The sequence below is a fragment of the Vibrio sp. 10N.286.48.B8 genome (genome assembly GCF_003050085.1).
Classification (GTDB): domain Bacteria; phylum Pseudomonadota; class Gammaproteobacteria; order Enterobacterales; family Vibrionaceae; genus Vibrio; species Vibrio crassostreae.
Genome location: NZ_PIGD01000017.1, coordinates 82,021 through 100,414, shown reverse-complemented (window position 1 = coordinate 100,414; position 18,394 = coordinate 82,021). Strand labels below are relative to the sequence as shown.

Sequence of the window (18,394 nt, the reverse complement as noted above, 5' to 3'; positions counted from 1 at the left end):
AGAACTCAATGACGCAAAAGACAATCGCCTTTTCCATTCCCCACTAATTTCACTCAAAAACCACCAAAATTGGTTAACAGATGCTGTTGATTGTTTAGCAAATGACCGGTTTACACAAGGAACAGACAGGCAAAGAAAGTGATCAGATAAGAGCTTGTTCCTAGAGGTGTTATTGACTAGATAACATACGTGGAAGTTTGAACATAGCATGGAGGGTTTAGAATTTCAGATAGCAAAAAGGCCAGCATTTCTGCTGGCCCTTCAACTTTTAATAGTGGAGGCGCCTCCCGGAGTCGAACCGAGGTCCACGGATTTGCAATCCGCTGCATAGCCACTCTGCCAAGGCGCCTTCAGTAGTGTTTTAAGAGAACAACTCTTTTGATTGTCACCTAGTAAAAGGTAACAATCAAATAGATGGTGCCCCGGGCCGGACTTGAACCGGCACAACGCGAACGTCGAGGGATTTTAAATCCCTTGTGTCTACCAATTCCACCACCAGGGCACGCAATTCTTTATTGCGATGCCGATTACTGAAAAGTAAAACACCATCTTAATGTCAAATTAATCAACATTACAAAATTTGGAGCGATACATCGGGTTCGAACCGATGACCTCAACCTTGGCAAGGTTGCGCTCTACCAACTGAGCTAGTATCGCATTTCATTCTTAATATCTCTTAACTTATCAAACTAAGAGAAAGAATGGAGGCGCCTCCCGGAGTCGAACCGAGGTCCACGGATTTGCAATCCGCTGCATAGCCACTCTGCCAAGGCGCCTTTAATAGTGATTTAAGAGAACAACTCTTTGTTCATCACTCTACTCAAAAAGTAGAAGCAAGATAGATGGTGCCCCGGGCCGGACTTGAACCGGCACAGCGCGAACGCCGAGGGATTTTAAATCCCTTGTGTCTACCAATTCCACCACCAGGGCAACGCAATCTTGCGATGCTGATTACTGAAAAGTAAAACACCATCTCTCAGCGACCTAAGCCGTGAGAACGAGGTGTACTTTAACGGATGGAAAAAATTCGTCAACAATAAATTTTATCTTTTAATTCAAATGATTAATTATCACTCTCCAAAGAATAAATTTAGTGCAGCTTGTACGGTTCTTATACGCTGTTCTCTAATCTAACACTGCAATTTACTATCTAGGGTTAACTTTAGCGACAGCGGCAAATTTTGGTTTTTCTGTAACGAATCAAGTAAATGGTGTTTTCATGTGCTTTTCACATTCAACGACTAGAGTTTTAAGTAACTCTTATTAAGAAGTAAACACGTGAAACCACTAAAACGATATCAATATGAGCGCTATGCCGTTCTTTGTAACCTCGCCTACCCTAGAGTATTTAAGCAAACTCGCTATGGTTTTGACCCAAATGGACAACGCATCATAAAGAACCAGTTTGGCAAGACCATGATTCGAGTGCTGTGGAGCAGCGACAAAGATGAAGTGGTTGTGGTTATCAAAGGATCGCACAGCATCTCAGATTGGTTACTGACCTTTGCTCTATGGACAAGAAGCTGCAAAAGAATTGGGCTCAATTATCGTGTGCATGCTGGCTTCTATCATCTAATGTTTCAGGAAAGCCAGCCAAGTCGTAATGAAGATAAGCTTGGCTTAACCGTTATTGAACGCTTGGAAGCTACGCTCACACCTCTAATAGAGCAAGGCAAGAGAGTGTCTATTACTGGTCACTCTTCCGGTGGCGCTATCGGTTGTGTCTTCGCTGATTACTTTGATCAAAAGTACCCTAGCCGTATTAAGCGAATAGTGACTTTTGGCCAACCCGCCATTGGTGACTGGAGCTTTCGAAAGCACTATCGTTTGGGTAAGAAGACCTACCGAATCTGCTGTGATATCGACATCGTAACCTTCATGCCTCCAGTTCCTTTGCTCTATTGGCATGTAGGCAAAGTGCTTTGGCTCTATAACGGGCGCATCTACGAGAACACACCGACATTAATCCGTCTTGGTCGCTCTATCTTTAGTTGGTTGATTAGGCCTTTCTCTTACCATTTGATGAGTAAGTATATTCGTAACAAAGATTTCTTTGATAAACATTGAAAAGGGGACGTTGGAAGCTTTTAGCGAGGCCAGAAACGAAAAAACCAGCCACGAGGACTGGTTTTTTCTAAATGATGGAGGCGCCTCCCGGAGTCGAACCGAGGTCCACGGATTTGCAATCCGCTGCATAGCCACTCTGCCAAGGCGCCTTCAATAGTGTTTTAAGAGAACAACTCTTTTGAACATTACCCAAAAAGGTAACAATCAAATAGATGGTGCCCCGGGCCGGACTTGAACCGGCACAACGCGAACGTCGAGGGATTTTAAATCCCTTGTGTCTACCAATTCCACCACCAGGGCACGCAATTCTTTATTGCGATGCCGATTACTGAAAAGTAAAACACCATCTTAATGTCAAAATGAATCAACATTACAAAATTTGGAGCGATACATCGGGTTCGAACCGATGACCTCAACCTTGGCAAGGTTGCGCTCTACCAACTGAGCTAGTATCGCATTTCATTCTTAATATCTCTTAACTTATCAAACTAAGAGAAAGAATGGAGGCGCCTCCCGGAGTCGAACCGAGGTCCACGGATTTGCAATCCGCTGCATAGCCACTCTGCCAAGGCGCCTTTTTAATTCAACACTTTAGGGACTTAAGTAAGCCACACCGCTGTGTTCGGGTGCCTACTTTACGGATTAAGGGGAGATAGTCAAACAAAAAAGTGAATTTAAATTCCGTTTGCTGACATTTAAATCAAATTGCTGCATGTTCGATCTCTTCTATCAAAAAACACACAGCAAAATGGATTTAAATTAGATGTTCTAGCGCTACCACTTCTTCATGAAACGACCGACAAGACTCGGATGATACGCCCAGCAGTGGTCAAACATCGTCATAAGTTGAGGGTTACCATACTTAGAAAGACTAACCGCGTGGAAACGGTTTTTGTGTTCTTTCAACTTTTCAACTTGAGCAATCATTTCTTCAGATTGTTTCGGTGCAATGAAATCCGAAAGTACGATTAAATCGGCATTTTTGTATTTATCACCCGTCATCAAGTCAATCGATTTCATGAGAACAGGTTCTAGATCCGTACCGCCATGGAATGAGTAACTTAAGAAGTCGCTCGCTTCACGAAGGCCATCTTGCCTTGTTAACTCATAGGTAATCTGCTCAGAAGAGAACAGAATCACGTAACAATCTCTCTCTTCCGCAAGAGCAATTTGCATTAAGGCATAAGCCATAGCTTTGGCAGACTGCTCAGGGAATCCACTCATAGAGCCCGAAGCGTCCACACAGACGATAAACGGACCCTTTTCAATATCGATGTTCTTGCTATCTGGCTTTTGCGCTTTCACTTTACGTAACGTGCGTGATTTACCTTGCGAGCGATAGTTCAGTAAACGCTTGTCGGCCAAGTGCTTGTAAAAGATAACCTCAAGTTCAGGGTAAGCTAGAAACATAGTTTCGTTTGGCAGCATCTTGTTGAGGTCATCACTTTCGTGAATCCCAACAATATCATCGACCGCTTCATCGCTTTTCTCTTCAACCATCTGCAATTCTTCTACAGGGGCTTTGTGTAGCGAAGGATCATCTTCCTCGCCAGCCATACGGCCTAGCTTTTCAGCGATCTCTTGCAAGCCCTTGTGCTTATTCAAGAACTCAGCATGGCGTTTCATGATGGTAAGGTCTGTTTTGCTTAACTTGGCAGATGCCATGTCCCACAAGCGCCCTACACTGCCTTCATCACCCGACTCCGTCACTTTGTCCATGTTTTTCATGGTTTCCATGCGCTGATAAAGATCGGCTAAGACTTTTTCTTTGCTTGTTTCGAGCTCGGTTACTTGAGCTTGTTTGATCGCATCAGAAAGAGATTGGTACCATTGGTCGCAAAAGTAGTGTGGAAACATCGCGTTATAAACGCCTTTGTTGTTTTCCATCAAGCGTCTTGCTTGTAGGTAGAACGCGGAGTGCCACTCCAGTTTTTTGATGACACTATCAATCTCATCAAAGAATTGCGGTTCATCCCAGTAAATCACTTCTTGGTAAAGGGCGATTTCCTCTTGGAATCGATCAGTTTCACACACTTTAGTGACGCGTTTTTTAACTTTACCGCGCCATTTCACTAAGTGGTTTTTCACTGATGTTTTCACGCCTTTGTTCTCTGCAGCCATCATGACTTGAGAGCGAGCAATGAGATCATTCATCGCGGTATCAATGATTCCTGAATCAGCCACCATCAAAGCGAGGTTTAAGCCGTCTGCTCCTAACATATGCTCTCCCCTTACTCGAAGTACTGGCTCATAAACTTAATACGCTGAGCAATCTTGCTGCTCTTCACTTTCGTGGTTTCAAGATCTTGCGTGACCGCTTGCAAACTTGCTTCCATCGCTTTCGGCAAGTCAGGGTCAATATAGTTGTGAGGCAACGCATCATGGAATTCAGTACGAACACGCTTTAACTTGAATTCCGCTTCGGTTAACTGTTCTAGCGCTCTTTCAGCACCACTTAACCACTTGTTATACAGTTCTTGGTCCAAACCATCTGTGGTAACAACGCTCACCAAGACAGAGCGATTGGCAATGTCTTTAATCACTAATTGGTTCGATGCATCCAAGTCGAGTTTTAAACGGCATAGGTTTTTATTTTCGTTTACGTAACCGTAAATATCGCCGTGACCTTCTTTAAGAACACGATCAAAATCGTCTTTGGCTACGTAGACCCAACGGCTATCGCCTTTCTCAGATTCAGACACCGACATGTTGCTTTGCAGCATAACCAGTTTCACTAGATTGTATGCACTGCCTACGCTGTACATTTTCGCGTTCTTGATATCATTCTGGTAAACGTCTTTTCGCAACAAGCCGCTGGTTGATTCCATAGAGAGCGAAACTGATAGCGTCGATTCAACATCGTCTTGAATCTCTTCTAACTCTTCACGAGACATCTCGATTTGAGCTTTCGATTCTTGTTGATCAAACGCTCGGTTCAATGCAAAGTCTTTCACCACGCTACGAACTACATCGCGCGATTCAGGGCTATGCCATAAACAATCCTGCAGAAGCATGATATCTAGCGGGTTCACGCTATCGCGACCACTGAAGAACGCACTCGCTTTCAATAGTTTAACGGCCTTCTTCCAGCGTCTATCTGATACATACAAGTCTGACTCTGATGCTGAGCCTTGCTTCTTAACCGTCTCTTCAAGCATGGTTTTCAGTTCATACAGCTTGTTAAACGAGTTATCGGTCAGCTCTAGCTTGTCGAGCTCTTTCTGCCATTGATGGTACTCAATGTCAGTGATCGCCAAACCTTTTGGAATCACAGCTTCTTGAGAAGTACCCGTTGTCAGCATTGATTTGAAATTTTGTTTGTTTTGAATACGGTTAACAAACACGCGAACCAACATACGGTCATAAAGGGCTTCTAGGCCGCTGTCTTCATCTGGAAGTTCATTAGATGCAGAAACCAACAAGCGCATAGGTACGCGTTCAATGTCGCTGCCGTTCTTAAATGTTTTTTCGTTCACTACAGTAAGCAGGGTGTTTAGGATTGCAGGGCCGGCTTTCCAGATCTCATCAAGGAATACAACTTGTGCTGTTGGTAGGTAACCTTCGGTCAGTCTTACATAACGACCGTTGTCTTTTAATTCTTGGATACTTAGCGGGCCGAACACTTCCTCGGGCGTAGAGAAACGTGTCATCAAATATTCAAAATAACTACTGTTGTCAAAAGCCTGAATAAGACGTTTTGCGATAAGGCTTTTTGCAATGCCCGGAGGGCCTAATAGAAACACGCTTTCACCAGCCAATGCAGCCAGTAAACATAGCTTAATCGTGTCTTCTCTTTCATAGACACCATCAGAGAGAGCATGCGCTAATTTATTGATTCTTTCAGAGAGTAGCGCCTTGTCAGCATGTGAAGAAATAGAAGGGTTCATGCGTTACTCCGAAAATCTTTGAACAATTGAGAGTGTAGATATGTTTTTATACATTTGTTAGCACTTTGTTACAAGTGTATTTTATTATTGAGTTGCATTTATATCAGATGGTTACGTCGGTAATTTTGGCGCAATCATAGATTCCAATTATGAGAGTAACATCACGAACGGCGTGAAACTAAATCTATTGCTAACCCTAATTTTTCTTTTATTTTCGACACCATAGACGTTATGGTGGTGCACGTCTTCCGTTATACGAAAAATTGGCAAGGAATGTGGCCAGACTGCATGAGTAAAGTTATCCATAAATGGAAAAGTATTTCTCTCATAGAAGAGAACGTGACGCTCCCTACGAACGTCGTGGTAAAACATACAACAATAAACCACCCTGGCGCGGCAGTTATTCTTCCTATCACTTCGTCTGGAAAAATCATCCTCATTAACCAATTCCGCCCTTCTCTTAAGAAATGGCTTTTGGAACTACCTGCAGGCACGATGGAAATTGATGAGTCACCTCTTCAATGTGCCCAGCGTGAATTGGAAGAAGAAACCGGTTACAGCGCAACTTCCTTTCAAAGCTTGGGGCAAGTCACTCCTTTGGCTGGCTTCTGTGATGAAATACAGTATCTGTTTGTCGCAAAAGACTTAAGCCTCACTACCCGCTTTGAATGTGATGAAGATGAAGTCATAGAAGTGATCGAACTGAGCTTAGAAGAACTGCAAGATAAAATACGACACGATCAAATCACCGATACAAAAACTATCGCTTGTTTAAGTAAAGCCCAACTCTGCGGCTACCTATAACACTCTAGGAGAGAAACATGGACTTTCGTTCTGATACCGTAACTAAACCCTCACAAGCTATGCGCGATGTAATGGCAAGCGCAGAAGTCGGTGATGATGTATATGGTGATGACCCAACAGTAAACGAGCTTGAGCAGTGGGCAGCCAACGAAACTGGCTTTGAAGCCGCTATGTTCACCTCTTCAGGTACGCAAGCCAACCTACTCGGCCTAATGGCGCACTGTGAGCGTGGTGATGAATACCTATGTGGTCAACAGGCGCACAACTACAAATACGAAGCCGGTGGCGCGGCGGTATTGGGCTCGATTCAACCTCAACCAATCGAGAACAACCCAGACGGCACTTTAGATTTTAAAAAGCTTGCTGCTGCTATTAAACCTGACGACAGCCACTTTGCTCGTACTAAGCTTCTTAGTTTAGAAAACACGATCAATGGCAAAGTACTGCCAATGTCTTACCTAGCGGAAGCTCGTGAGTTCGTAAACCAACACGGTTTGCAAATGCACTTAGACGGCGCACGCGTATACAATGCGGCAGTCGCTCTCGACGTTGACATTAAAGAGATCGCACAACACTTCGATTCGATGACGATTTGTTTATCGAAAGGTTTAGGTGCTCCGATTGGCTCTCTACTACTTGGTAGTAAAGAGTACATCGCTAAAGCACGTCGACTACGTAAAATGGTTGGTGGCGGTATGCGTCAAGCAGGCATTCTTGCTGCAGCAGGTAAAATGGCACTGACTGAGAACGTTGCTCAACTTAAAGCTGACCACGAGAACGCGAAAAACCTAGCGATCGGCCTAAGCAAGTTAGAAGGCTTTTCTGTTAACCCTGATTTCATTCAAACTAACATTGTGTTTGCTAAGTTAGATGAGTCCGTGGATATCAACCGAATCGCTCGCGAACTGGGCAAACAAGGCATTACGATGTCTCCAGGTAACCCGGTTCGATTTGTTACTCATAGAGATATCAGCTCTGAAGACATCACTACTTTCCTAACAAAGCTAGAAAATGCACTTTAACTCTTAACGAGAAGAGCCTCTATCGCAATTAACACTAAAGCTTCCTTCGGGAAGCTTTAATTTTTCATCAAATCTGTTAGACAATTCCACAACAAAACCAGCCTTCGACACCTGTAGGTTTTCTAGAAAACACACTAGATTGACTGGAACAGAACGCAATCTCATTTTGGCCTATAAGGATACCTTCTAAGAATAATCCCTAAATTTAAGCATTCAATTAACCTTTGAGTTTGAATTTCATTAATGACTTAAAGCTTTGTCTGTTCACTAGTGGTAAATAACTTAGTAATAATAATATCAAGCTTTTAAATACCACGCATACGGTATTTAAAACTAGAGTTAACCTCCCCTAAAAATTCGTTTAAATAACTAATTTCAATAAACAAACAGCAGATACCCCTCTCGGAAATAAAAATTTAAAATCGCTAAAATCAACTTATAAATTAAGTTTTCAAATTAGCCTCCCCGTTAATAACACTGTAACTATTGTGGTGACAACGGCCCATCAAAAAACTCAATACACTCGACGTAGACCATACTTCTATTTTTATCAATTAAATAAAAATCGCTCGTCAACTCAAACATTGGGGAAAACTCCACTATCTAATTGAATATAGTATTATTATCCAATTATTTAATCTCTTCGGTTCAGATTAAAATCATACTAAAACTCATACTTCTCTTAAATAATAAACTTTTTTTACTACTTCACCATTTTTTAAAGCACATATAGTTTTCACAGTTAAGCAACAAGTTACATTCAACCGTTGAGAGGTGAGATTATGGTTAAAGCATTTCGAATTCTTCATAACTTAATCGTCTCAGCGTTAATTTTCAGTCTGTCACTTTCATTATATGCCAGTGCTAATAGCTTAACGTTAGGAATTAGCGGTCAGATCAAAGACCGATGCGAAATAAACTTCTTTTCTGGCAACATTATGAATTTTACGGAACACCGTGATGTGCAATCGTTACCTTTTAATATTTATTGTAACCGTCCGTTGGGTATAACGATCAACTCAAAATATGGAGGCTTAAAATATCAACATCAAGGGGTTGATATTATTGAAAGTTACAATTTGTCATTACAAATAGACGAAATTCGTCTTCATGAAAGTAGGCACAGTAGCCAACTTACTTCACCAGTAATGATAGACAGTTCTGGTGTTATTCCGTTCTCTCAACAGGGGAATCTTAGGGTAGCACTCGAAAATAGCTTGCATTACGCAGGTTATTATCAAGACGTTATTGAGATCGAAGTTTACCCTTCGATTCATAGCGTAACAAAGTGAAAACTCTGCAATGTATCTGCAGAACAACATACGCTCAGCAGTATTCGAGCCAATCATTTAAGATAAAGGAATTTCTAATGAAAAAGCTAACACTCTACGCAGCAACAGTCACAGCTATTTTTGGCGCTCAAGTCCAAGCCGCTCCAGGTGATGTACAGTTAGTTGGATTTGTTTCACCTGTATGTGAGGTTACTGGTCTTTCAACGCAACTTATGGACTTTGGTAACGTATCTCAAATTCAAAACCTTTCTGTTAGTGGTCTTAACATGAAGTGTAATGACGTCGATGGTGCAACTGTGACACTGACAAGTGCTGAAGGTGGTCTAGAGTCAGATGATAGCGAAGACTACGCTCTTACATACGATGCAACATTTAATCCTTCAGGCTTAGCTCCGTTCACGCTTAATGCACCAGGGGGCCCAGGTCTAAATGACGTTTCAGTCAGTAATTCTTATGGCGGTTCTGGCGCATTAGCGACAGGTGTTGCCGCATCTATTGATATTGTGACGACAGAAACCTCCCCATGGGCAGGTGGCTACTCAGATACATTAACCGTAAATATCACCTCAAATTAGAGGTTAATAAGTCGGGGGCTATTATTTGGCCTCCGACTTAATCTTAGCCTCAATCTCAACGACGTAAGTTTAATTTGGAGCTTATCGCTATGTATCAATGGATCATACATAAATGGACCGTTCTGTTTTTATTGTCGTTCACTTGTTTGTCCGCTCATGCGTTCAAAGTAGAACCGATGTCTATGGAAATGACGCCGCTTGGCAAAAGAGCTCAAATGACCATGAGGGTTGAGAATTCTTCTCAAGAACCGCTCACGGTTGAGTTGTCTCCGGTATATATGACAATGGACAAATATGGCAAAGAGACCACCACTCCTGCTGATGACGAGCTACTAGTTATTCCAGTGACCGCGATTATTGAACCTGGACGATCACAATCTATTATGGTGCGCTATTTAGGCGATCCTTCCATCACAGAATCTAAAGCGTATCGAATTGCTGTTAAGCAAGTACAAGTTCAAAGAGCAAGCAGCAACCAAGGACAAGTAAGTCTGTTACTGCAATTTAATACGCTTATTAACGTCCGACCTCAGAACACAGCTTCTCAGCTAGAAATTAAAAGTATCGAACAGAATACCAAAAACAACAAATGGGTTCTTGAAGTACTTAACAGTGGTAATAGCTACGGTCGATTAACAAATACAACATGGAAGATATCTGATGGTAAAAATTCGACATATTTAAAAGGCGTAGAAATCGCTAAGCGTATTCCTGGAACTTTAGTCCTTCCCTACTCCACTCGTTTTTTTGAAATGCTGCCTCTTAAAAATTACAACGTGAATAACCTATCGATTGAAATAGAGCAGGATCAATAGCAATGAGACGTGATATTTGGGGGGCGCTAATTTATTGCTTTCTGTGTGCACAAGCGTTTGGCATAACACTGTTTCCAACCGTCATTGAGCTCAACACAGATCACAGAGCAACGTCGCAACTAGTTGTGACTAACAACTCAACACAAGCTCTCCCACTTGAAGCTAACGTTCGTCGATTAAAATTCTTATCTGATGGTACATTCGAGACATCTGATCTAGCGAGTGAAGAGATGTTTGTGTTTCCACCAGCGGCGATGTTGGCCCCCGGAGAACGTCAAGTATTCCGTATACAATGGTTGGGAAAGAGAACACTCGAAACCTCTCAAAGTTATTTCATTCGTTTCAGTACCGTGAATATTGGACAGAACAACGCGAGAACAGATAAACCCATCGGTTTAACAACCGGTATCAACTTACAAGTTCACTACAATGCGTTGCTGCACATTCACTCATCGTCGTTAGAGCCTGACGTGAAATTGCGCATAGATGAGCAAGGCAAGCTAACACTCACTAATTCAGGATCGCGATTTACCTACACATCGTTACTTCATTTTGCGGGGCTCGAATCTCAGAGCCAAAAAGTACATGAGGCTTTAGGTGAGCAGTTTATTCCACCACGCTCCATTATTACTTTGCCTTCTTCTTTAAATTACTTACCAGTGGGCACTTATCATGGGCATGAAAACTGAACCCTATCACAAGATGTGGCAAATTTTGTATGTCTTGGGATTAGTACTTTTTTATTGTGCCGCCTTAAGTCCTACTGCTTGGGGCCAAGAAATGGTCTTAAACCCAACAGGACGAGATATTCAACTTACCTCGTTGCTAAGGATAAGTGACACCATACTTGGGGAAGCGGACATTATCATTACCGCAAACAACGAAATTTTGTTACCTAAGGAAAGTACACTCTCCCTCCTTTCGTCCGTCGTAACTCAGGAGGGCATTGGGAAGCTCAATGATACGACTGACGATGAGATGCTGTCACAGAACGACTTCGAGAGCGTAGGACTGGGGCTGAGTTTCGATTTCTCATCATTAGAATGTATCGTGACAGTACCGCCTGAATTTGGCTTAACCCAGCAATTGTCTATGGACGGCGCAGATGATTTTTATAACTATGCTGAACCAAGCCTGTTTAGTGGGTACATTAATTTTGCCCTTTCTGCCAATGAGAGCCAATATGTCGATCAAAACTCATCAAGACAGGATCTTTATCGCAGCCAATTCGATTCAGCACTTAACATTGGTTTTCTAAACTTTGAGTATGAATCCTATCTAGAAAACAGCTCATCACAAGATTCACGATACGTAAGAGAAGGATCTCGTCTTAATATTGACTTTGCCGAACAAGGAACACGACTTGTGCTCGGCGATATGTACAACAGTGGTCAATCTTTTCAGGACAGCACAGACATACTTGGTATTGGTTTAACTCGAGATTTTACGCTCATTCCAACCAGAAATGCACGACCACGAGCCAATCAATCATTCACGCTTCAAAGAGCATCAAATGTCGATGTCTATATTGATGGGATCGCAGTCCAAAGATTAACTCTAGGCGCAGGTAGCTATAACCTTAGTGATATCCCCCTTGCACAAGGTAGTAATGATATTGTACTCGTCATCACCGACCGCTCCGGTAATGAAGAACGCATCGAGTTTTCTATTGCGACCGGTAACGACTTGCTCAATAGCGGTGAGTTTGAATATAGCATCATGTATGGAGCGCCTTCTGAATTACAAAATGGACAACTAGAGTACCTAACCGACGAGCGCATTTTCCATGGTTATATTGATGTGGGTATTAGTCCTTGGTTAACGTTAGGTACGAACTTTCAAACCCGTGAAGATCTTTATCAATATGGTGCCACTGCGTTACTCGCTTCTACATGGGGCGTCACTGAACTCACTGCTTCTCTTAGCGAACACCCTACATTTGGAACTGGCGACGCTTACAAATTTGCGTTCGATGCGGAGTTTTCCAATACGAACACGCTGTCCCCACAACTGAGTTTCAGTTATGAATATCTGGCCAACAATTTTACTGGGGTTTCAGGATTTGATGCTTCCGATATCGATATCAACTTAACCACTCATTATGTCTCTGCATTCAGCTCCATTTATCTTGGCAAGTCCTTACGTGCCGCCATGACGCTCAATTATCGTTCAGGAGTAGACAAAGAGAACGATTATTGGCTGATTAGCCCGAGTTTATCGGACGGACTGTTTGATACACCCGCCACCTGGAGCGCACGCGTTAACTATCGGAACAACGCAACCGAAGACGATGATATCAGCACTACAGTCACCGTTAGCTGGCCTCTTAGTCGACAAACTCGTGTCGTCGGTCGATACACCACAGAACTCAATGAAGCCGCCTTAGATTACAGCTATCAAAATAATATTGGTAACACAGGCGGGATATCAGCGTTTGCGAGTGTCATTAATAACGAAGAAACGGATGCCGATATGGATGCCGGAATTAACTACACGGCAAACCGCTATGAATTAAATGCAACCCACGCTTCGCGGCTTGAAGACATTAGTGGTGAAACACGAAACCACAGTACTGACGTGACCATTAGTAGTGCCATTGCTTTTGCGGGCTCATCTGTGACGATCGGCAGACCAGTACGCGAAGCATTTGCTATTGTCAGCAAACATAAGAGCCTTAAAGAGAATGACGTGGCTATCGATCCCACAAAAGAGGGTGAGTACGCACGCGTTTATCTTAAAGGAGATGCAAGTGCCATGGTTCCTGACCTTGTTGCTTATAATGGCCAAGTAGTCAGTTACGAGGTCGATAACTTGCCACCAGGGTATGACTTAGGCGACGGCGCTTTTTGGATTAAGCCGGGTTACAAAAGGGGCTTCCAACTCCAGATTGGATCTGATGCTGTATTAACCGTTATTGGCAAGCTATTCGATCGTCAAAGTAACAACCCTATTTCACTTGTCGCTGGCGTAGCACATTACCTTGGTGAGGCAAAACAGTTGCCAATTGACTTCTTTACAAATCGTAACGGCATATTTGCAATCTCTGGGTTAAAGCCAGGTAAATATCAATTAGTACTAGACACTAAAGAACAAGAGTCAGTCATCATTTCCCTCAGTGAACGCAGTAACAACTTGATAAGACTAGGAGATGTGTATGTCGAATAAACAAGTACTTTGGGGATCCTTGTTCCTCATAGCCATAAACCATGTACCTTCGGCATTGGCATGTGAAGCTAGTGCGTTGACTATTCAATCCGTCTCATCGAAATCACAATATGATGTTTTCAGCGCAGGCACATTCGCAACAATAAACACTTACCGTATAGATGCGAACATAATTGGCGAACCCTGCAACTTAAGCTTAATTTTGCAGCTTAACGATACAAGCCGCTCGTTAAAAGGGTCAAACCAAGACAAACTCAACTTTGAGTGGAGTGGACAGATCGGTATGCCAGTGGCTAATCAATGGCACTTATCATTAACCGACAGCCAACCTTCGGCAACGATACAAATGCGATTTCCGAGCAAACAATGGTTAGCATCAGGAACCTATCGGGGGTTATTGGAAGTCTCGCCGTCTTATACATCAAATAGTCAACAAATAGAAATTAGCCCTAGTTCCATCCCAGTATCGGTTACCGTTCCTCCTGCTGCGAAAATTCATTTTTATGGATTAACCCAACAACATTATGACCTTGATCTAGGAACCTTATACTCAAACAAGGTTATTCGTTCTGCACCTAACCTATGGGTTCAAAGCAATACAGCTTATACCATCGTATTGGAATCATCCCACCAAGGAATGCTGCGTCATGAATCTAATGAGACCAAATGGGACATTCCATATCAATTGTCCCTCGATAGCGACAGAGTAAATCTTGAGCAACTGGATGCAAGGATTCAACGTCTTTCCGCTACGATTGGTCAACCTATTCCTTTGAATTTTGTCATTGGTGAAACAGAGAACAAACCAGGAGGTCAATATGACGATACATTACAAATTTCTATTGAACCCCGACTTTCACAGCAACCGTAATTATGCAATTATGTAAAAATTAAGCCGGAGAGCTCAATTTTATAAAACACAACGTCATAGAATCAAAACATGATTTACCAGGCTCGGAATAAGTTATGCATAGAAATAATTTGAAGCACATGCTCCTAATTGGTGACAACGGTATTAACAACCAGTTTATTCAGCGCGAAATAGAAAAATACAGTGATTTTTCTTTTAGCAGAGAATGCATGACAAGCATTGAGCGCTCGAGTAACCATAAGACTTTCGATGTCGTCCTTATTAGCTACTTACTATTGGCAAATATCGAAGATATCAACATCATTTTATCAAAAATAGAATCAAAGAAATGGGTAGTCTACGATGTTCCTGCTGACATTACCGGACAGAGTATTACCGTAATGCAACTATTCAACTTGTTTAATATAAAAGGAATCATCTATCAGGACGCTCCTATTGATCACCTTACCCGTTGTTTAAAAACAGTGTGTGACGACGATTTGTGGCTACCAAGAAAGTTAATGTCACATATTCTATCTAATAGACACGATTACACTTTCAAGTCGAAAGTAATACTATCTAGCCTTACTAAAAGAGAAGTTCAAATATTCAAGCGCGTGATTAGAGGCGATTCAAATTTAGAAATTTCAAACGAACTATTTATTTCAGAAAGTACGGTAAAGACGCACGTATACAATATATATAAAAAAATAAATGTCACAAACCGCAAAGAAGCAATAAGAAAAGCATATTTTATCAATAGTTTAGAGACTATTATACAACCTGATATAAAGCTCAAAGTATAACTACAATCCAAAGATAATAGTAAATTACAGTTACCTACAAGCACGATGACAGTTGACGAAAGTTCCCTTTCAAAGCTTGGGCCACGTCCCCCCTTAACAAGTTTCTGCTCTGATATCCAACAACTGCGCATCACAAAAACTTAAGCCTCACGACACATTTCGGCTCTATGACTCACAGCTTCTCAAAAAGCTTAGCTGCTCCGGTTTGTACATGACTTTCCTAACAAAGCTGTAAAAATTCACTCTAACCCCATGTAATTGCTCATCTAGAGCAAATAGAACTTGAGCTTCCCCTTAAGGTCAGCTTTATAATCATGTTTTTACCGGAACAAAAACATGCATTACCCATCCTTCGCTCTAATATTAGTCGCTTTTTCTTCTAGCCTTTATGCCTCTGATGATGGCGATCCTGAATTAGGTAAAGTGAAATCACCAAGCTGCGTTTTTTGTCATAACCCCACCAGCCCTTCGGCTGATAACTCCTATCCTAAGCTTTCTGGTCAAGATCCAACCTACCTCTTTAATACAATGAAAGCGTATCAAAATGGGGAAAGACAAGGCGACTACGCAGATATGATGCGAGCACAACTAAGCAAGCTCAATGACCAAGACTTGAAAGATATAGCGGCTTTTTACACGTCACAACATTAGCGGGCCCACTTTCATCAGGTTAATCATCAGCTAAATAAGCATCACCAAGCCGTCTATACTTCAAGCAAACTCACAGAGCTCATTGAAGGTCGCGATAGATATACCTTTACACGTATCATCCAACCCTTACAATGTGCAGCAAATATATTTATCAAGGTTTATCTCTATGTCTATTCAATGGTTTCCGGGCCACATGCATAAAGCCCGCAAAGAAATCGAAGAAGTTATCCCACAGGTTGATGTGATCATCGAAGTACTGGACGCTCGTATCCCGTTTAGTAGTGAAAACCCAATGATCTCTTCACTGCGCGGCGATAAGCCTTGTGTAAAAGTGTTGAACAAGCGTGACCTTGCCGATCCTGAACTGACTCAGCGTTGGATTGAACACTTCGAGAAAGAGCAAGGCGTTAAAGCGATTGCGATTACGACTAGCGTAAAAGAAGAAGTTAACCACGTTATGGAGCTAGTACGTAAGCTGGCACCGCACCGTGAACAGATGGGCAAGAACATTCGTACAATGATCATGGGCATCCCGAATGTGGGTAAATCGACCATCATCAACTGCTTGGCTGGACGTACGATTGCGGTTACTGGTAACCAACCTGCGGTAACTCGTCGTCAACAACGTATCAACCTGCAAAACGGCGTGATTCTTTCAGATACTCCAGGAATCCTTTGGCCTAAAGTGGAAAACCCACACAGTGGCTTCCGCTTGGCTGCAACAGGTGCTGTAAAAGATACGGCAATGGAATACGATGAAGTGGCATTTTACACAGTAGAGTACCTAGCAAAACAGTACCCTAACCTTTTGCAAGAGCGCTACCAAATTGAAGAGCTGCCTGAGTCTGACATCGAATTGATGGAAGCGATTGGCCGTAAGCGTGGTGCACTTCGTGCCGGTGGTCATATCGACATTCACAAATGTTCAGAAATCCTGCTTCACGAATTGCGTAACGGCACTTTAGGTAAGGTAACACTTGAGCTACCTGAAATGATCACACAAGAGCTGATCGAAGTTGAAGAAGCGGCTGCGCTGAAAGCCGAACAACAGATTAAGAAAAAAGAAGAGCGTCGTAAGCGTTACTTGAAGAACAAGCGTTAATCGCTATTAGTTTTTATTAATCTACTTTAGTTTCTGTTTACCACTCTTACACCTGCCTCTAATATATTCACGTTCTATCGATGATAGAGCGTGAATATTGCCTGTTACCGTTTATTGATCTAGCTAACATACTGACAAATCTATAGAAACGGTCGTTTACAATCCCAAAGACTGTGACATACTACGCAAATTATTGTGTATCAATCTCGGCTAATTTCTCAATGCGCTCTTATTCTGGGTTCAAGAATCAAAGATTTAAAACCTATTTCGATAATGAAATTTATTTGCCGTACATAAATTTCATCTACATACCAATCTCAATATTCTGTGCTTTCATCATCACCGACTACATCCACTTTGGTAGCGAGTGCATTACGCCTATCATATTCCGAGTCATGCTTTTTCTATTGATGATGGCTGTCGCCAGATACTGCATTACAAACAAACCCAACGTTTTGGAACTGGTAGAAAGTACTTTCCTTGTAGTTAGCTCACTTTTCTTGGTCTATGTCGGTCGGCTTGCGATTGATCTGAATAATTTCGATTACCAAGGTGGTATCATTCTTGTCATGATCTACATTGGCACATTTTCAAGATTGTCAGCCAAATACAGTATCTTTACGCTGTCGTTTATCTTTTGGGCTTATCTGATCGGCCTTGCGCCACTGCTTTATGAAGCAGAGCCAAAGCATGAAATAGAAACAATTTCCGTTTATATTTCGGCTTACATCCTAATCTCAGCGGCCTGTATAAGACGTGACTTAGAAGTACACAAGCGTTTTGCTCAATCCGAGCAGTTGCGCAAACAAGCGATTCAGCTTCGCAAACAATCCAATATGTTTGAGGCCCTTTCTTATCAAGACGCGCTAACAGGTTGCTACAACCGCCTTTATCTTCATCAGGTCATAGAACCGAGCATAAACCGTCAGTTATCCATTACATCGATAATGATAGATGTTGATCATTTCAAATCAATTAACGACACCTACGGCCATCAAATGGGCGACATGGTGATAAAAGAACTGGCTGATGAGATTCAAAAACGACTACCGACGAGCAGTAACTGCTTTCGATACGGGGGTGAAGAATTTTTGGTGATGGTGCAAGGGGAAACAAAGGCTTCAATTGAATCGCTAGTTAACTCCCTTTTAGAGTCCCCTTCTCGCCTTAGGTTAGAGGTAACGATTTCAATCGGTGTAAAACATGCACCTCAGGCCCTTGGTTCTGTCGAGCAACTTATCGACGACGCCGACCAAGCACTCTACATTTCGAAGAAAGGCGGTAGGAATAAGATCACATGGTGTGATTAATCACCCAGTATTTCACGCACCTTAGCGATTAACAAAAAAGACGACTAC

At 42.2% G+C, this 18,394-nt stretch carries 15 protein-coding genes and 9 tRNA genes; 13 read left to right on the top strand and 11 right to left on the bottom strand.

All coding sequences use genetic code 11. From position 1 onward, the window contains the following. Positions 1–275: 275 nt before the first annotated feature. From CWO08_RS18160 to CWO08_RS18140, 5 genes are all read right to left on the bottom strand, one after another. Positions 276–349 (bottom strand) — tRNA-Cys (locus CWO08_RS18160). Positions 350–415: 66 nt separating this feature from the next. Then, a tRNA-Leu gene (locus CWO08_RS18155) sits at positions 416–502 on the bottom strand. 79 nt (positions 503–581) lie between these two features. Next, positions 582–657: transfer RNA gene (locus tag CWO08_RS18150), tRNA-Gly, on the bottom strand. 45 nt (positions 658–702) lie between these two features. Continuing rightward, positions 703–776, bottom strand: a tRNA-Cys gene (locus CWO08_RS18145). Positions 777–843: 67 nt separating this feature from the next. Then, positions 844–930 (bottom strand) — tRNA-Leu (locus tag CWO08_RS18140). Positions 931–1,278: 348 nt separating this feature from the next. Between CWO08_RS18140 and CWO08_RS18135 the strand changes: the two genes are divergently transcribed. Next, positions 1,279–2,067 carry a lipase gene (locus CWO08_RS18135; RefSeq protein ID WP_102433455.1) on the top strand — a complete coding sequence of 263 codons (789 nt, stop codon included), beginning with the start codon at positions 1,279–1,281 and terminating at the stop codon, positions 2,065–2,067. 75 nt (positions 2,068–2,142) lie between these two features. Here CWO08_RS18135 and CWO08_RS18130 read toward each other — a convergent pair. The 6 genes from CWO08_RS18130 to CWO08_RS18105 form a co-directional block, all read right to left on the bottom strand. Next, positions 2,143–2,216 (bottom strand) — tRNA-Cys (locus CWO08_RS18130). A 64-nt stretch (positions 2,217–2,280) separates the two neighbouring features. After that, positions 2,281–2,367: transfer RNA gene (locus tag CWO08_RS18125), tRNA-Leu, on the bottom strand. A gap of 80 nt (positions 2,368–2,447) precedes the next feature. Further along, positions 2,448–2,523 (bottom strand) — tRNA-Gly (locus tag CWO08_RS18120). 45 nt (positions 2,524–2,568) lie between these two features. Continuing rightward, a tRNA-Cys gene (locus CWO08_RS18115) sits at positions 2,569–2,642 on the bottom strand. Positions 2,643–2,841: 199 nt separating this feature from the next. After that, positions 2,842–4,287 (bottom strand): ATPase RavA stimulator ViaA, encoded by a 1,446-nt coding sequence (viaA, locus tag CWO08_RS18110; protein WP_108020874.1) that lies wholly within the window; start codon positions 4,285–4,287, stop codon positions 2,842–2,844. An 11-nt stretch (positions 4,288–4,298) separates the two neighbouring features. After that, a complete protein-coding gene (locus CWO08_RS18105) occupies positions 4,299–5,954 on the bottom strand; it encodes an ATPase RavA domain-containing protein (RefSeq protein ID WP_050634205.1) in 1,656 nt (551 codons plus the stop codon). 288 nt (positions 5,955–6,242) lie between these two features. On the opposite strand from CWO08_RS18105, the gene CWO08_RS18100 reads away from it, so the two are divergent. The 12 genes from CWO08_RS18100 (at position 6,243) to CWO08_RS18045 (ending at position 18,346) form a co-directional block, all read left to right on the top strand. Beyond that, positions 6,243–6,758, top strand: coding sequence for an NUDIX hydrolase (locus CWO08_RS18100; protein ID WP_102431564.1), 516 nt, complete (start codon positions 6,243–6,245; stop codon positions 6,756–6,758). A gap of 17 nt (positions 6,759–6,775) precedes the next feature. Further along, positions 6,776–7,780, top strand: a complete 1,005-nt coding sequence (gene ltaE / locus CWO08_RS18095) for a low-specificity L-threonine aldolase (RefSeq protein WP_102431565.1) — start codon at positions 6,776–6,778, stop codon at positions 7,778–7,780. Between the two features lie 767 nt (positions 7,781–8,547). Further along, positions 8,548–9,072 (top strand): hypothetical protein, encoded by a 525-nt coding sequence (locus CWO08_RS18090; protein WP_230682276.1) that lies wholly within the window; start codon positions 8,548–8,550, stop codon positions 9,070–9,072. A 77-nt stretch (positions 9,073–9,149) separates the two neighbouring features. Next, the gene (locus tag CWO08_RS18085; RefSeq protein WP_017080976.1) at positions 9,150–9,647 is read left to right on the top strand and encodes a hypothetical protein; all 498 of its coding nucleotides are present in this window, start codon (positions 9,150–9,152) and stop codon (positions 9,645–9,647) included. An 89-nt stretch (positions 9,648–9,736) separates the two neighbouring features. After that, positions 9,737–10,462, top strand: a complete 726-nt coding sequence (locus tag CWO08_RS18080) for a molecular chaperone (RefSeq protein WP_048668843.1) — start codon at positions 9,737–9,739, stop codon at positions 10,460–10,462. 2 nt (positions 10,463–10,464) lie between these two features. Further along, positions 10,465–11,151, top strand: a complete 687-nt coding sequence (locus CWO08_RS18075; RefSeq protein ID WP_102431746.1) for a fimbria/pilus periplasmic chaperone — start codon at positions 10,465–10,467, stop codon at positions 11,149–11,151. Next, positions 11,135–13,627, top strand: a complete 2,493-nt coding sequence (locus tag CWO08_RS18070; RefSeq protein ID WP_241902280.1) for a fimbria/pilus outer membrane usher protein — start codon at positions 11,135–11,137, stop codon at positions 13,625–13,627. The genes CWO08_RS18075 and CWO08_RS18070 overlap by 17 nt, the downstream gene beginning before the upstream one ends. Beyond that, a complete protein-coding gene (locus tag CWO08_RS18065; RefSeq protein ID WP_102431745.1) occupies positions 13,617–14,498 on the top strand; it encodes a hypothetical protein in 882 nt (293 codons plus the stop codon). The genes CWO08_RS18070 and CWO08_RS18065 overlap by 11 nt, the downstream gene beginning before the upstream one ends. A gap of 95 nt (positions 14,499–14,593) precedes the next feature. Beyond that, entirely contained in the window at positions 14,594–15,283 is a 690-nt protein-coding gene (locus CWO08_RS18060) for a helix-turn-helix transcriptional regulator (RefSeq protein ID WP_102460936.1), read from the top strand. Positions 15,284–15,619: 336 nt separating this feature from the next. Next, complete coding sequence (locus CWO08_RS18055; RefSeq protein WP_102431388.1) at positions 15,620–15,934, top strand: cytochrome c; 315 nt, start codon at positions 15,620–15,622, stop codon at positions 15,932–15,934. A 166-nt stretch (positions 15,935–16,100) separates the two neighbouring features. Next, entirely contained in the window at positions 16,101–17,036 is a 936-nt protein-coding gene (ylqF, locus tag CWO08_RS18050; RefSeq protein WP_029405588.1) for a ribosome biogenesis GTPase YlqF, read from the top strand. A 284-nt stretch (positions 17,037–17,320) separates the two neighbouring features. Then, the gene (locus CWO08_RS18045; RefSeq protein ID WP_181360056.1) at positions 17,321–18,346 is read left to right on the top strand and encodes a GGDEF domain-containing protein; all 1,026 of its coding nucleotides are present in this window, start codon (positions 17,321–17,323) and stop codon (positions 18,344–18,346) included. The last annotated feature ends 48 nt before the right edge of the window (positions 18,347–18,394 follow it).

Excerpts from the sequence above, each read along its gene's own strand:
- viaA (WP_108020874.1), bottom strand. The coding sequence starts at position 4,287 with ATGTTAGGAGCAGACGGCTTAAACCTCGCTTTGATGGTGGCTGATTCA.
- CWO08_RS18105 (WP_050634205.1), bottom strand. The coding sequence starts at position 5,954 with ATGAACCCTTCTATTTCTTCACATGCTGACAAGGCGCTACTCTCTGAA.
- CWO08_RS18100 (WP_102431564.1), top strand. The coding sequence starts at position 6,243 with ATGAGTAAAGTTATCCATAAATGGAAAAGTATTTCTCTCATAGAAGAG.
- ltaE (WP_102431565.1), top strand. The coding sequence starts at position 6,776 with ATGGACTTTCGTTCTGATACCGTAACTAAACCCTCACAAGCTATGCGC.
- CWO08_RS18085 (WP_017080976.1), top strand. The coding sequence starts at position 9,150 with ATGAAAAAGCTAACACTCTACGCAGCAACAGTCACAGCTATTTTTGGC.
- CWO08_RS18080 (WP_048668843.1), top strand. The coding sequence starts at position 9,737 with ATGTATCAATGGATCATACATAAATGGACCGTTCTGTTTTTATTGTCG.
- CWO08_RS18075 (WP_102431746.1), top strand. The coding sequence starts at position 10,465 with ATGAGACGTGATATTTGGGGGGCGCTAATTTATTGCTTTCTGTGTGCA.
- CWO08_RS18070 (WP_241902280.1), top strand. The coding sequence starts at position 11,135 with ATGGGCATGAAAACTGAACCCTATCACAAGATGTGGCAAATTTTGTAT.
- CWO08_RS18065 (WP_102431745.1), top strand. The coding sequence starts at position 13,617 with ATGTCGAATAAACAAGTACTTTGGGGATCCTTGTTCCTCATAGCCATA.
- CWO08_RS18060 (WP_102460936.1), top strand. The coding sequence starts at position 14,594 with ATGCATAGAAATAATTTGAAGCACATGCTCCTAATTGGTGACAACGGT.
- CWO08_RS18055 (WP_102431388.1), top strand. The coding sequence starts at position 15,620 with ATGCATTACCCATCCTTCGCTCTAATATTAGTCGCTTTTTCTTCTAGC.
- ylqF (WP_029405588.1), top strand. The coding sequence starts at position 16,101 with ATGTCTATTCAATGGTTTCCGGGCCACATGCATAAAGCCCGCAAAGAA.